The 14,001-nt window shown below is 63.0% G+C and carries 12 protein-coding genes; 3 read left to right on the forward strand and 9 right to left on the reverse strand.

Annotation, left to right across the window (positions count from 1 at the left end):
* Positions 1-174: 174 nt before the first annotated feature.
* From ACP7D4_RS05350 to xapA, 9 genes are all read right to left on the reverse strand, one after another.
* A complete protein-coding gene (locus tag ACP7D4_RS05350) occupies positions 175-519 on the reverse strand; it encodes a YnfA family protein (RefSeq protein ID WP_426103968.1) in 345 nt (114 codons plus the stop codon).
* Positions 516-1,025, reverse strand: a complete 510-nt coding sequence (locus tag ACP7D4_RS05355) for a MerR family transcriptional regulator (RefSeq protein WP_426103969.1) — start codon at positions 1,023-1,025, stop codon at positions 516-518. Before ACP7D4_RS05355 ends, ACP7D4_RS05350 begins: the two co-directional genes overlap by 4 nt.
* Before the next feature lie 1,093 nt (positions 1,026-2,118).
* Positions 2,119-3,336: a nucleoside deaminase gene (locus ACP7D4_RS05360; RefSeq protein WP_426103970.1), complete on the reverse strand. Its 1,218-nt coding sequence runs from the start codon at positions 3,334-3,336 to the stop codon at positions 2,119-2,121.
* A complete protein-coding gene (locus ACP7D4_RS05365) occupies positions 3,337-3,741 on the reverse strand; it encodes a cytidine deaminase (protein ID WP_426103971.1) in 405 nt (134 codons plus the stop codon).
* Between the two features lie 12 nt (positions 3,742-3,753).
* Positions 3,754-5,076, reverse strand: coding sequence for a thymidine phosphorylase (gene deoA, locus ACP7D4_RS05370; protein ID WP_426208034.1), 1,323 nt, complete (start codon positions 5,074-5,076; stop codon positions 3,754-3,756).
* Positions 5,077-5,209: 133 nt separating this feature from the next.
* Complete coding sequence (locus ACP7D4_RS05375) at positions 5,210-7,588, reverse strand: aldehyde dehydrogenase family protein (RefSeq protein ID WP_426208036.1); 2,379 nt, start codon at positions 7,586-7,588, stop codon at positions 5,210-5,212.
* A 40-nt stretch (positions 7,589-7,628) separates the two neighbouring features.
* Positions 7,629-8,585, reverse strand: a complete 957-nt coding sequence (gene deoC, locus ACP7D4_RS05380; RefSeq protein ID WP_426208037.1) for a deoxyribose-phosphate aldolase — start codon at positions 8,583-8,585, stop codon at positions 7,629-7,631.
* Positions 8,582-9,775 (reverse strand): phosphopentomutase, encoded by a 1,194-nt coding sequence (locus tag ACP7D4_RS05385; protein ID WP_426208039.1) that lies wholly within the window; start codon positions 9,773-9,775, stop codon positions 8,582-8,584. The genes deoC and ACP7D4_RS05385 overlap by 4 nt, the downstream gene beginning before the upstream one ends.
* A 34-nt stretch (positions 9,776-9,809) precedes the next feature.
* Positions 9,810-10,652 (reverse strand): xanthosine phosphorylase, encoded by an 843-nt coding sequence (gene xapA, locus ACP7D4_RS05390; protein ID WP_426103976.1) that lies wholly within the window; start codon positions 10,650-10,652, stop codon positions 9,810-9,812.
* 280 nt (positions 10,653-10,932) lie between these two features.
* Here xapA and ACP7D4_RS05395 point away from each other — a divergent pair, with 280 nt between their 5' ends.
* From ACP7D4_RS05395 to ACP7D4_RS05405, 3 genes are read left to right on the forward strand one after another with little or no spacing between them, the layout of a single operon-like run.
* Complete coding sequence (locus ACP7D4_RS05395; protein WP_426103977.1) at positions 10,933-12,078, forward strand: carbohydrate kinase; 1,146 nt, start codon at positions 10,933-10,935, stop codon at positions 12,076-12,078.
* 2 nt (positions 12,079-12,080) lie between these two features.
* Entirely contained in the window at positions 12,081-13,016 is a 936-nt protein-coding gene (locus ACP7D4_RS05400; RefSeq protein ID WP_426103978.1) for a pseudouridine-5'-phosphate glycosidase, read from the forward strand.
* Between the two features lie 18 nt (positions 13,017-13,034).
* Positions 13,035-13,937 carry a LysR family transcriptional regulator gene (locus tag ACP7D4_RS05405; protein ID WP_426208041.1) on the forward strand — a complete coding sequence of 301 codons (903 nt, stop codon included), beginning with the start codon at positions 13,035-13,037 and terminating at the stop codon, positions 13,935-13,937.
* The last annotated feature ends 64 nt before the right edge of the window (positions 13,938-14,001 follow it).

The following is a 14,001-nucleotide window of genomic DNA, read 5'->3' on the forward strand; positions in this document are numbered from 1 at the left end:
TGGGCAGCGCACGCCGGCGCGATCGACAACCAGGCAAGTCCCAGGCATCGGATATTGCTGAGGCGACGAACTGGATCAAGCAAGCCCTGGACGAAGCAACAGCGGAAAAACCGATCAGCCAGTCGGTAACGCAGCCTGATGGGTGCTCTTTAAAACACAGCAGCGCCGGATGAATTAGTCGGCTTGACGGCCGGCAGCAATGACGGCGGCACCTGCGAGAGCCAGGCCGGCGCCGAGGTAATCGTTCCACTTGAGAGGCACGCCATCGACCAGATACAGCCAGAGTAGCGCTGTGGTAATGTACACGGCGCCGTAGGTCGCATACACACGGCCACTTGCACTCGGATGAAGTGTCAGCAGCCACACAAAAATGACGAGGCTTGCGGCAGCCGGGACCAGGAGCCAGGCCGAACCCTTTCCGGTGAGCCAGAGCAGGGGCAGGTAGCAACCCAACAGCTCGAACACTGCAGTTATGCCAAATAAGCCGAGCATCCGCGGTAGGCCGGTACCGACGATCATGCGCGCTTCAACTCGCGGGCAAACAATGGCTTGGCCGGCACGACAGGAGCACTACTGCAGCAAGACGCGGCTTTTGCACTGCTCGGCGATGGGCCGGCAGAAATATCGGTGATGATCACGCAGTCTGTTGTCGGGCCACCGATGCAGGAGGAATCACAGCCACCGATAAAGGCTTGAAGACTCGCCTCGAGATCTCGCATGTCAGCTATTTTCGCGCGGACCTGATCAAGATGGACTTGTGCCAGGTCGCGCACCTCAACGCATGGCCGAGCGCCATCATCAAACAAGTGCGCAAGGTCGCGCACCTGTTCGATAGGGAATCCGAAATCGCGGCAGCGTTTGATAAATGCCAGTCGACTCAAATCGGCAGCGCGGTAGTAGCGGTGCCCATTCTCGGCGCGTTCCGGCTTGGGTAACAAGCCGATTTGTTCGTAATACCGGATCGTCGGTACTGTGCAATTTGTCTGTTTCGAAAGCGCCCCGATGCTAATTCTGCAGGTATTCACGTTTTCCCTAAAAAGAACTTGCACCTCAAGTGGCTTGAGGTATTACCTTGGCACTTTATCAGATATCCACACGAGGAGAAATTCATGACATCGTCGAGCAAACGACCTGGCCTGGTAAACGGGCTGACCGGCGCGACTGGGATTGCACTGTTTGCCTGTACGGCGTGCTGTATTCCTATGCTGGCGCCGGCGCTGATATGGGTCGGAGTCGCAGCCTCCGCGCTGCCAGTGTCGAGCAGCTGGATTGCCGTCGGAACGGGGGCCGTCGTCGTTGCGGGTGTAGTAGCGTGGCGCCAACGCCAGCGTCGGTCTTGCGGCACCTCAGCAGCCAATGGGTGTGGTAATCAATGCAAGCCGAACGGCATTGACCAGCCAAAGCGCGACCTGGATGTGTAGGCATCAAAGATATTACCCCTGTTCCGGTTTCATTCCTTGGTAGAGACAGCAATCATGTCCTATTCCTACTTGAGTGATCTTGTTGAAGCCTTCACGGTTTCAGCCTGCCGTTACCGATCGCGATATTTTTCCTGTTGGACGCGCTTGCGACTGTTGGGCCGCGGATGGCGCCTCAAAGGACAGGGGGCCGGACGCGGCCGCGTGGAACTAGCGCCTCAGGACAGGCGTGCTGGCGGCGGTCAAGGACTATGTTGAACTGGCCAGCACGCACCCGATGACGCCCCCGATTGATGGCATCCATGCGCGGATAACGAAGCCGGGGGCATAGCCCACATCATGTGTGCAGGTCGCCGCCGCACGAAGAACGATCTAACTCTGCTGCATAGCTTTGCCCGGCGTTTTTTCGGGATGGGGCGGTAGGTCGGATTGCGCTCGCGCTTATCCGACCTACGCTCCGCATGGTTGCTGACTTTACCGTGGTCGTCATGCTTGCCGGGGTTGCTGGTGTACTGGCAGCGAACCGTCGAGGTTCCATCTGCGCAGCTAGCTTGTTGGCGCTGACCGCGAAAGTATAAGCGGACGATTTCACGGATGCGTGCGCTGCAACGGCCATGGATGGCGCCAATTAGGTCGCCCTTCGCAAGCAACTATCTGTTTTTGTGGAGCGGACTTCGGCCAACCGCTCCGGCGCAACTGGCTAAGTGAGCGCGGCAATCAGCGCCTGGTCCAGCACCTGCACCGGATTGATGCGGATGATGTCCCGGTACAGCGGCGGCATGTGTGCGCACAAGGCGGCAAGTTCGCTCGCCGTCACCGACGCCAGCACATACTGGAACTGCGCCAAATTATGCTCCGGCAGCGGGCCTTCCATCGTCGAGCCGTAGGCGCCCAGGTCCATCACGCTGTGCGCGCTCGCGTCCGGCCCGCGCGCAAACACAAAGGTACCCTCGCGCGGATGGGCCAAGTAGCGCCGCACCTCGGCCACGGCTGCCTCGCTGGCGCCTTGCATCAGCGTATAGCGCAACTGCGCATAGCGGCGCGTGCATTCCATGAAGGCGGTGCAGATTTGCGATTGCGAACGGCGGCCCGGCGCGCACAGCAGCAGGTTGCCGAACGCGTCGAGCAAGGCGACGGCGTCGCCCTGCCCGCCTTGCGCGACATCTTGCGCCATGGACGCGCGCAAAAATACCGCCAGCCGGGCGTCTGGCCGGTGCGGCGCGCAGCGGTAGGCCAGCGCGTCCGGATACAGCATCCTGAGTTTGCGTATTATCTGGTGGTTTGGCGCCAGCGTCGCCGGGTCCTTCAACTGTTCGCGCGGCAGGTCGGCGTTGAGCAGCGCCTGCACCTTGTCGCCGGTCGCCTCAAAGGCAAGCGAACACAGTGCCTGCGTCGGTTCGGCGATCGTTTTGCCGATGAAGAAGGACTTGGGCGCGGCGCCGGCGCTGTCGCGCGCAAAGCATGATGCACCGAGTACCGCTGGATAGAAAAAGCGGGCAGCGGCGCGTTCGCGCAGCGCCTCGGGCAGGCCCTCGAAGGCAAAGCCGGCGTCGTAGTTGATGCCCGCCTTGGGGTCGGTGGCGGCCGCCACCACGTTAAAGCCAGCCGTCAGAAGCGCACCGGTGCACATCGCGCATGGATCGAGCGAGGTGACGACAGTGATTTCGTTGGGCGGCGGCAGTGTGCGCCCGCGCGCGCGCTCGGCAAAATACCAGTCGATCAACTGGCGTTCGCCATGCGCGGTGGGGTCAAAAATAAGCCCTTCGCAAACGACGTTGTTCTGCAGCGCCTTGAGGACGTTGCCCTGCTGGTCGAGCAGCACCCCGCCGACACCATAGGTGCCCTGCGTCCTGGCGGCGATCGCCTGGGCGGCGGCCATGGCGACCGCCGTCTGTATGTCAATGGCCCTGGCTAACACTTACTTTTTCAAGTCCCAGCCGCCGAAGGCGTTGGGAAGCTGCCCCGCCGCCGTCGTTTCCAGGATGTCGCCATGCAGGTTGGTCAGCACCACCGGCAGGTCGTTGCCGCCCAATTCAAGGATCACCTGGCGGCAGGCGCCGCACGGCGCGATGGGGCCATCGGTCGCGCCGATCACGGCCAGCGCCGCAAAGTCACCGGGCTTGTAGCCGTGCGCGATGGCGCTGAAAAACGCCGTGCGCTCGGCGCAGTTGCACAAGCCGTAGGAAGCGTTTTCAACGTTACAGCCGCGAAACACACGGCCATCCTTGCATTCGAGCGCAGCGCCCACCTGAAAGTTGGAGTAAGGCGTGTAGGCCAGCGCGCGCGCGGCAGATGCTTCTGCGATCAGTTTTTCGTAGTTCATTGTGCAGTCCTGTTATGGGCGGATGGTACGGTAGATGACCGGGTTCGGCGCGCTCTTCGCGGCGCCTACCTGGTAGGCGGCCTGCACTTCGCGTACTGCCTGTTCGGCAGACGCCTGGGTGCGCGCGTGGACCATGGCCAGCGGCTGGCCAACGGCGATCTGGTCGCCCAGTTCCGCCAGGCCGGTAAGGCCCACGGCGAAGTCGATCGCGTCTTGCGGACGGCGGCGCCCGCCCCCGAGGCTGACCACCGCCAGACCAAGGCCGCGGCAATCGGTTGAAGTGGCAAAGCCGGCTTGCAGTGCCGGTACCGGCACAATGATCGGCGCCTTTTCCAGGTAGGCGTCGGGACGCTCGACCAGGTCGGCCGGGCCGCCAAGCGCTGCCACCATGCGCGAGAAGCGCTCGGCCGCTTCGCCAGAATCCAGGCCCGTCTGCAGTTTTGCGCGCGCCTCGGTCTCGTTGGCGGCCAGTTTGCCAAGAATGAGCATCTCGGCGCACAGCGCCATCGTCACTTCGTGCAGGCGCGCCGGGCGCGAACGGCCGGTCAGGTAATCCATCGCCAGGCGCACTTCAAGAGCGTTGCCGGCGACCGGGCCGAGCGACTCGTTCATTTCGGTCAGCAGGGCCGAGGTATGGGTGCCGGCACCGTTACCGACGGCCACAATGCTTTCAGCCAGCTCGACCGATTTGTCGTAGCTTGGCATGAAGGCGCCGCTGCCCACTTTGACGTCCATCACCAGCGCGTCCAGGCCGGCGGAGAGCTTCTTCGACAGGATCGAGCCGGTGATCATGGCCACCGATTCGACCGTGGCGGTGGTGTCGCGGATGCTGTAAAAGCGCTTGTCGGACGGCGCCAGTTGCGCCGTCTGGCCGATGATGGCCACGCCCACATCCTTGACGACGGTGCGAAACAGTTCAGGATCGGGCACGGTGCAGTAGCCGGGGATGGCGTCGAACTTGTCGAGCGTGCCGCCGGTGTGGCCCAGGCCGCGGCCCGAAATCATCGGCACAAAACCGCCGCAGGCAGCGATCATGGGTCCGAGCATCAGCGAGACCACGTCGCCCACCCCACCGGTGGAGTGCTTGTCGACGACCGGGCCGGGCAGATTGAGCGACTTCCATTCCATGACCTGGCCGGAGTCGCGCATGGCCAGCGTAAAGGCGACGCGTTCGTCCATGTTCATGTCGTTAAAAAAGACGGCCATCGCCAGTGCGGCGATCTGGCCTTCGGTGACGCTGTTGTCAGTGATGCCGCGGACAAAAAACTGGATTTCTTCTGCGCTCAAGGCGCCGCCGTCGCGCTTTTTGCGGATGATTTCTTGGGTTAAAAACATGGTGACTCCGGTTTGCTTCTTGTGTATGCGAGCAATGGCGGATTGCGCGTTCCGCTTATCCCCCCCACGATATACCGATACCGCTACCGTAGGGCGGATAAGCGCAGCGCAATCCGCCAAGCTATGTATTGGCTCAAACCCCGTAAGGGATCCAGACATTCTTAACCTGGCTCGCATGCGCCAGCACCGCGCGCCCGCCCGACTGCCTGGTGTCGTACCAGTCGCGCCCCTTGCCTCCGCCCACCCAGGTGCGCTTGAGCGACGTGGACGACAAGCGCTCAACTTCCGCGCAGCCTTCCAGCGAGCCATCATGCCGCCACACCGCATCCACATCCGAATGCGACGCCAGCGTTTTAGCCAGTTCGTCAGCCGACCCGGTCACGATATTGAGCGCTCCACCCGGCAAGTCCGAGGTATCGAGCACCTGGTACAGGTCCGTCGCCGCCAGTGGATACGCTTCCGACGGCACCGCCACCACGCGGTTGCCCAGCGCCAGCGCCGGCGCCACCAGCGAAATGAAGCCCAGCAGCGGCGACTCGTTCGGGCAAATGATCCCGATCACGCCCACCGGTTCGTTCAGCGCCACGGTAATGCCATGCATCGGCGGCTGGTGCGCCAGGCCGTCATACTTGTCGGCCCACGCAGCGTAGTAGAACAGGCGCTCGATCGACGCCTGCACTTCCTTCATCGGGTCTTTTGCACCCGTCATCGCGGTTAGACGCGCGGCAAATTCGTCGGCCCGGATCGCCAGGTTCTCGGCGATGTAATACAGCACCTGCGCGCGGTTGTGCGAGGTCGCCTTGGCCCAGCCGGACGCCTTGTGCGCCGCTTCTACCGCATTGCGAATGTCCTTGCGATTGCCCTCGCCTACATCGGCCAGAAAAGCGCCATTGGCGCCGGTGATCGCGCGGCTGTAGGCGCCGTCCGGGCGCGCCTGCTTGCCGCCGATGTACAGCTTGGCCGTGCGATCAATGCCAAACACGTCGCCCGCCCCGCTAGCCTTGACTTGGCCCTTGGCTTCAATCAATGGCAGCGCAGGACGCGCGTCTTCCGACAACGGCGTCATGTATTCATACATGCCTTCCTTGCCGCCTTCGCGGCCAAAGCCGGACTCGCGATAGCCGCCAAATCCACATGCGGCGTCGAACTGGTTTGCGGTATTGATCCATACAACGCCGGCCTTGATCTGCGGCGCCACGTCCAGCGCCAGGCTGATCGACTCTGACCACACGCAAGCGGCCAGGCCGTAGACCGTGTTGTTGGCCAGCTGGATGGCTTCAACCGGGGTACGGAAACTCATTGCGACCAGCACCGGTCCAAAGATTTCGGTCTGGGCGATGCCGGCCGAGGTCGATGCGCCAGTGATCAAGGTGGGCGCAAACCACGACCCGGCAGCGGGGATTTCGCAGGCCGGCTGGTAGATGGTGCAACCCTCGAGCCGGGCCGATTCAACCAGCGCTTCAATGCGCTGGCGCTGGACCGGATCGACCAAGGCGCCGATGTCCATCGACTTTTCAAGCGGGGAGCCCAGGCGCAGGTTGTCCATGCGGGTGCGCAGCTTGGCCAGGAAACGCTCTTCGATCGATTCTTGCACCAGCAGGCGCGAACCGGCGCAGCATACCTGCCCCTGGTTGAACCAGATCGAGTCGACCAGGCCCTCGACGGCGGCGTCTAGGTCCGCGTCTTCAAAGACGATGAAGGGCGACTTGCCGCCTAGTTCCAACGAGAGCTTCTTGCCGCTGCCCGCAGTGGCCTTGCGAATCAGGCGCCCCACTTCAGTCGAGCCGGTAAAGGCGAGCTTGTCGATGCCCGGATGGTTGACCATCGCTTCGCCCACGCGTCCGTCGCCGGTAACGATATTGACCACGCCCGCCGGCACGCCGGCCTGCTGGCAAATTTCGGCGAACAGCAGCGCGGAGAGCGACGTGAATTCGGCCGGCTTGAAGACCACCGTGTTACCGGCGGCCAGTGCCGGGGCGATTTTCCAGGCCAGCATCAGCAGCGGAAAATTCCAGGGAACGATCTGCCCTACCACGCCCACGGCGCGGTAGTCGGCAAATTCTTCGGCCATCAGTTGCGCCCAGCCGGCGTGATGATAGAAGTGGCGCGCGGCCAGCGGCAGGTCGGCGTCGCGCGTTTCGCGGATCGTCTTGCCGTTGTCCAGCGTTTCGATGACGGCGAACAGGCGCGCGTGCTTTTGCAGCAGGCGGGCCAGCGCATAGAGCACGCGCGCGCGGCCATGGCCGCCCAGCGCCACCCAGCCCGGCTGCGCGCGGCGCGCCGCGGCCACTGCCCGGTCGACGTCCTCGCCCGTGGCCTGCGTGATTTGCGCCAGTTCCTTGCCGTCGGCCGGATTGGTCGAGGCAAAGGTGTCGGCGGCACCGGTCCAGGCATTGTCGATGAACAGGCCAAAGCGGCCGGCGCGCTGGGCTAGCCATGCTTGCGCTTCCTTGGTGCTCTCGGGTGCAGGGCCGTAGTCCATAGTCTGAAGAATCTCGTTAATTGTTGGCATGACGAATCCGATGCTGAGTTTGATTACCTGAGTGTGATAACTATGGTTGCGCGTGGCGATGGTTGGCCGAGTAGTTCCCGGTGACGTAGTGTTCGAGCTGGCGCTCGATGTCGGTCAGCAGGCTCGATGCGCCAATCCGGAACAGGTGCGGTTCCAGCCAGTCGCGTCCCAGTTCTTCTTTCATCAGCGTCAGGTACTGCAGCGCGCTCTTCGCGGTTGCCACGCCGCCGGCGGGCTTGAAGCCGATCTGAAAGCCCGTCTGCTCGTGGTATTCGCGAATCGCCCGCACCATCGTCAGGGCCACGGGAATGGTGGCGTTCACGCCTTCCTTGCCGGTCGAGGTCTTGATGAAGTCGGAGCCGGCCATCATGCACACCCACGAGGCCTTGGCCACGTTTTCGAGCGTGAGCAGATCGCCCGTGGCGAGAATTGCTTTGACGTGCGCTTGGCCGCACGCCAGGCGGTAAGCGAGCATTTCGTCGTACAGCGCCTGCCAGTTACCGGTCAACACGTGCTGGCGCGTGATGACGATGTCGATTTCGGTGGCGCCGGCGGCGACCGACAGTTCAATCTCGCGCACCTTGGTTTCCATGCTCGACAGGCCGGCCGGAAAGGCGGTGGACACGGCGGCGATCGGCAAGCGGCCGTTCAGGATTTTTGCGGCCGGCGCGATCATTTCGTGGTATACGCAGACAGCGCCCGTGGTCAGGTTCGATACGCCGAGCGCCTCCATGAGGTCAGCGCGCAGCGGGCGCATGGCCTTCATGCACAGGCGCTCGACGCGGCCCGGGGTGTCGTCCCCGCCCAGCGTGGTCAGGTCGATGCATTGCAGCGCCTTGATCAGCCATGCGGCCTGGTATTCCTTCTTGACCGTGCGGCGGTTGGCCAGACTGGCGGCGCGGCGGTCGGCGGCGTTGCGGTTGACCTTGATCTGGTTGACCCAGCCCAGGTCCAGAGGCATGGCTTCATTGCGCTTGAATCCAAAGTCGTGACTCATAACAGGCTGGTTCCATTCGAAAGTGGTGGGACGCCGAGATGCTTGGCCAAGGTGGCGCCGATATCGGAAAACGTGTCGGACACCGGCAGCGCGCGCGGCGCGACGCCAGGTCCGAAGAAAATCATCGGAATGTGCTCGCGTGTGTGGTCCGACCCCGGCCAGCTTGGGTCGCAGCCATGGTCGGCGGTGATGACGACCAGGTCGCCAGCCTTGAGCTTGGCCATGAATTGCGGCAGGCGCGCGTCCAGCTCGTGCAGCGCGTTGGCGTAGCCGGCGATGTCGCGGCGGTGGCCAAAGGCCTGGTCGAAGTCGACGAAGTTGACGAACGTGAGCGACTTGTCGCCCACTTCATCGGTCACATTGAGCAGCGCGTCGAACAGCGCCATGTTGTCGACGCCCTTGACCACGCGCGAGACGCCCTTGGTGGCGAAAATATCGCTGATCTTGCCCAGGGCGACCACTTCGCCGCCCGCATCCTTGACATGGTCGAGCAGCGTGGCGCTTGGCGGCGGCACGGCGTAGTCGTGGCGGTTGCTGGTGCGCTTGTAGTTGCCGTTTTCGCCCGTGAAAGGACGCGCGATTACGCGTCCGATGTTGTACGGCTTGACCAGTTCGAACGCGGCCTCGCACAGCGCGTACAGGCGCTCAAGACCGAAGTGCTCTTCGTGCGCGGCGATCTGCATCACCGAGTCGCCCGAAGTGTACAAAATGACCTTGCCGCTGGCGACATGCTCGTCGCCGTGCTGGTTGATGATTTCCGTGCCCGAGGCGTGGCAGTTGCCCAGAAAGCCAGGCAGCTCGAACTGCTGTTGCAGCACATCGGTGATCGCGGCGGGAATCGATGGCACCTCGCGCGGGAAGTAGCCCCAATCGAAGGTGACGGGCACGCCGGCGATTTCCCAGTGGCCGCTCTGGGTGTCCTTGCCGGTGGAGCGCTCGCGCGCCGCGCCGTAGACGCCGGTAAAACCATCGCGCCGGGCAAAGCCTGCGGACCATTCGCCGCTGGCCAGGTGGGCGGCGGCGCCAAGGCCGAGCTTTTCAAGGTTCGGCAGGTCCATCGGCTTGCCCTGCGCCGCAGCCCAGCTGGCAATGTGGCCGAAGGTGTTGGCGCCTTCATCGCCAAAGGATGCGGCATCGGGCGTGGCGCCCAGGCCGAAGGAATCAAGCAGCAGGATGAATGCGCGGGACATGGTCGGCTCGCTATAAAAGGTGATTGTACGGGGCTTACTTGGCGGCCGGCGGCTGCTCCGACACGCGCTTCAAGAACGCGAGGATCAGCGTGACCAGGCCCTTGGCGCCGATGGCGGCGTACTTCAGGGTCTGCTCGTGCGACAGCGGGAACGGCGACATGCCTTCGGCCAGGTTGGTGATCACCGACACGCAGGTGACCTTCAGGCCGCAGTGGCGCGCCGAGACGACTTCGGGCACGACCGACATGCCGACCACGTCCGCGCCCAGAATCGCCATCATGCGAATTTCGGCGGCGGTTTCAAAATTGGGGCCCGGGTAGGCAATGAACACGCCTTCGTGCAGCGTGATGTCGTTTTCAACTGCGGTGGCCAGTACTTGCTTGCGAATGTCGCTGTCGTAGGCGTTGGCCATGCTGAAAAAACGCGGACCGAAGCGCTCGTCGTTGGCGCCGATCATCGGCGTGCCGGGCAGCCAGTTGATATGGTCGGTGATCGCCACCAGGCTGCCCGCATCGACGTCGGCGCGCAGCGAGCCGGCGGCATTGGTCACAAACAGCATCTCGCAGCCGAGCAGCTTGAGCGTGCGCACGGCGCTGGTCATCACGCCCATGCCGTAGCCCTCATAAAAGTGACCGCGGCCCTTCATGCACACCACCTGCACGCCCGACAGGGTGCCCATCACCAGTTCGCCGGCGTGGCCATGCACGGTGCTGATCGGAAAACCAGGCAGTTCGTCGAAGCCGATCGTGACCGCGTCTTGCATCTGCTCGGCCAGCACGCCCAGGCCGGAGCCAAGGATCATCGCCACGCGCGGTGCAAAACCTGGCTTGCGCGCACGGATGATATCGGCGGCTTCAAATGGGGTGTTGTTCGACATGACGGTTTTCCTTGTTGGTCTCAATGATGGGTCGACGGCAGCATGGAGGGCACATTGCTGTCACTTGCTAAGTATTATAACTATGCATGAGGGCCTATATGTATGGCAAATACCATTTTTCTTGCCAATTTATAGGCAAAAAATATAAATCACGTAGAAATCTTGTTGGAAGTAGGCAACACCACTTCCGACAATTACAATAGCGAAAGTTAATGATTGATTGACACGATTAAGACAACTGTCTAACATCAAAAACAATTGTTTAACTGGAATGCCCACTGTGACCGAACTTTCCAAAAAAGACCAGTTGTACGAGCTCATCCGAGCTAATCCCTTCATTTCGCAGCAGGATCTCGCCGTACAGCTGCGTCTGTCGCGCTCTGCGGTGGCAGGTTACATCGCCGGCCTGATCCGCGACCGGCGCCTGCTCGGCCGCGCCTATGTCCTGCCGGATAACCGGCCCATCGTCTGCCTGGGCGCCGCTAATCTGGACCGCAAACTGCGCTCGCACGCGACCATCAAGATGGGCACCTCGAACCCCGCGCGCCAGGACGAATCTTTTGGCGGCGTGGCGCGCAACATCGCCGAAAACCTCGCGCGCCTGGCCGCGCCGGTGTCCCTGATCACCGTGATCGGCGACGACACGTCCGGCAAAGCCTTGATCGATCACGCCGAGTCGGCCGGGATCGACACGCGCGGCACGCTCAAGCTGCAGGGCATCTGCACCGGCACCTACACAGCGGTGCTGGACGACCATGGCGAAATGATGGTGGCGCTGGCCGACATGGCCCTGTACGACTCGCTCACGCCCGAGTTTCTGGCCACGCGCCAGCCGCAGCGCACCGTCGGCGCGCTGACCGTGGCCGACATGAACCTGCCGCTGGACACCTTGCGCCTGCTGCTTGAAGACGCCACGCGCGACGCCATCCCGCTGGTGATCGTGGCCGTCTCGCAGCCGAAAATGGCGCGCCTGCCGAAAGACTTGCGCGGCCTGCGCCTGTTGATCTTGAACCAGGGCGAGCTCGAGACGCGCGTGGGTCACCCGCTCAAGACCGAAGCCGAACTGCTGGCCGCGTGCCGTCTGGTGCAGTCGCAAGGCGCGCAGGACGTCATTGTTACGCGCGGCGGCACCGGAGTGGTCTACACTACGCCAGATGGCATCGCCCACCTGGACGCTCCGGACGCCCACATTGTCGACGTCACCGGTGCGGGCGACGCGTTTTCGGCCGCCGTATGCTGGTCCCTGTTTCACGGCAGCGACGACCTGCTGCTGGCCTGCCGGCGCGGCCTGCGCCTGTCGGCCATGACGCTCGAATGCGAAGAAACGGTATGTCCATACCTGAGTGCCGACATCCTGTCGGAGATTCATAATTTTGACAGCGCCCCGGGCGCTTTGCAGACGTTCAACGCTCTCTATCAGGACTAGCCATGCTACAGCATCAGTTTCTGTTGTTTTCGCCCGAAGTGGCCGCCGCCCGCACCGCCGGCAAACCAATCGTGGCGCTCGAGTCGACCATCATTTCGCACGGCATGCCCTACCCGCAGAACATGACGATGGCCCATGAAGTCGAACAGGTGATCCGCGACGCCGGCGCCGTGCCGGCCACGATCGCCATCATCGACGGCAAAGTCTGCATTGGTCTCACCGCCGAACAGCTCGAACTGCTGGCCACCGCGCCCGACGCCATGAAGGTCAGCCGGCGCGACCTGCCGTTCGTGCTCTCCACCCGCCGCCTGGGCGCGACCACCGTGGCGGCCACCATGATCTGCGCGCAGCTGGCCGGCATCCAGGTGTTCGTCACCGGCGGCATCGGCGGCGTGCACCGCGGCGCCGAAACCAGCTTCGACATCTCGGCCGACCTGCAGGAGCTGGCCCAGACCAATGTGGCCGTGGTATGCGCCGGCGTCAAGTCGATCCTCGACATTGGCCTCACGCTCGAATACCTCGAAACCCACGGGGTACCGGTGGTCAGCGTCGGGCAGCCGGGCTTTCCCGCCTTTTTTACGCGCGACAGTGGCTTTGCGGCCGACTTCCAGCTCGACACCGCGCTCGAACAGGCCTCCTTCATCCGGACCAAGTGGCAACTTGGCCTGCAGGGCGGCGTCGTGATCGCCAATCCGGTGCCGGAACTGTTCGCCATGGAGAAGCAAGAGATCGACCGCTTTACCGAACAGGCGCTGTGCGAGGCGCAGAACGGCGGCGTCAAGGGCAAGGCCGTCACGCCGTTCCTGCTCGCGCGCATCAAGGAACTGACCGAGGGACGCAGCCTGGCGACCAACATCGCCCTGGTCAAGCACAACGCACTGGTCGGCGCGCAGCTGGCAGTGGCCATGCGCGACCTGCCGGGCATGAAACCGATCTGATAATTCCATAAGCGCTTAATGTCCATTGACCTGAAACAGCTCAAGTACTTCCTTGCGGTGGCTGAAGAAAAGAGCTTCAGCCGCGCGGCGGAGCGCCTGCACATCTCGCAGCCGCCGCTGAGCCAGCAGATCATGAAGCTTGAAAGTGAACTTGGCGTGCGCCTGTTCGCGCGCACCACCCGAACGTTCGAGCTGACGGTGGCCGGCAAGGCCTTGATGGGGGAAGCGGCCGACATGCTGGCCAGGATGCGCATGACGATTGACACCATCCGCCAGATCGACCGCGGCGAAGTGGGCCGGCTGCGGGTGGGCATTGTCGGCTCGGCGATGTGGGGGCCGATTCCCAGCCTGCTGGAGCAATTCCAGACCAAGTATCCGAGCGTGACCTGGACGTTGCACGAGTCGGGCCCCAACGTGCAGTACGAAGCGCTGCGCGCCAAGCAGATCGACGTCGGCTTCTGGCGCGAGCCCAAGCTTGACGAGGACGACCTCAAGAACGATCACCTGCGGCAGGAATTGTGCTTTCGCGAGAACGTGTGCGTGGCGGTCAACGAGCACCATCGGCTGGCCACACTGCCGTCTATTGAGCTGACCGACATTCGCGACGAGCCGATGCTCACGCTGGCGCTGGACAAGTCCGCGTTTCCCCGCTACCTGATCCAGTGTTGCGTGAAGGCGGGTTTTCAACCTGCCATTTTCCAGGAAGCGTCGGAGCCGCAGACGCTGCTGGCGATGGTGGGCGCGGGCCTGGGTGTGGCCTTGATGCCCGAGACGACCAGCAGGATCGGCTGGCCGGGCGTGATTTTTTTGCCGATCAAAACCGATCCGCCGTCGGCCAATTTGTATATCACCTACACCACACAGGACGACGCGCCGGTGGTACGGGCGTTTCTGAATATTCTCAACCCGAACGCGTTATAGGCGGCTCATGGCGGAAAAGGGCAACGCCCGCATTCCGCCAGGTGCCGCCCGGGGCATCACCTCT

This window comes from Massilia sp. TWP1-3-3 (genome assembly GCF_049897805.1).
Classification (GTDB): domain Bacteria; phylum Pseudomonadota; class Gammaproteobacteria; order Burkholderiales; family Burkholderiaceae_D; genus Telluria_A.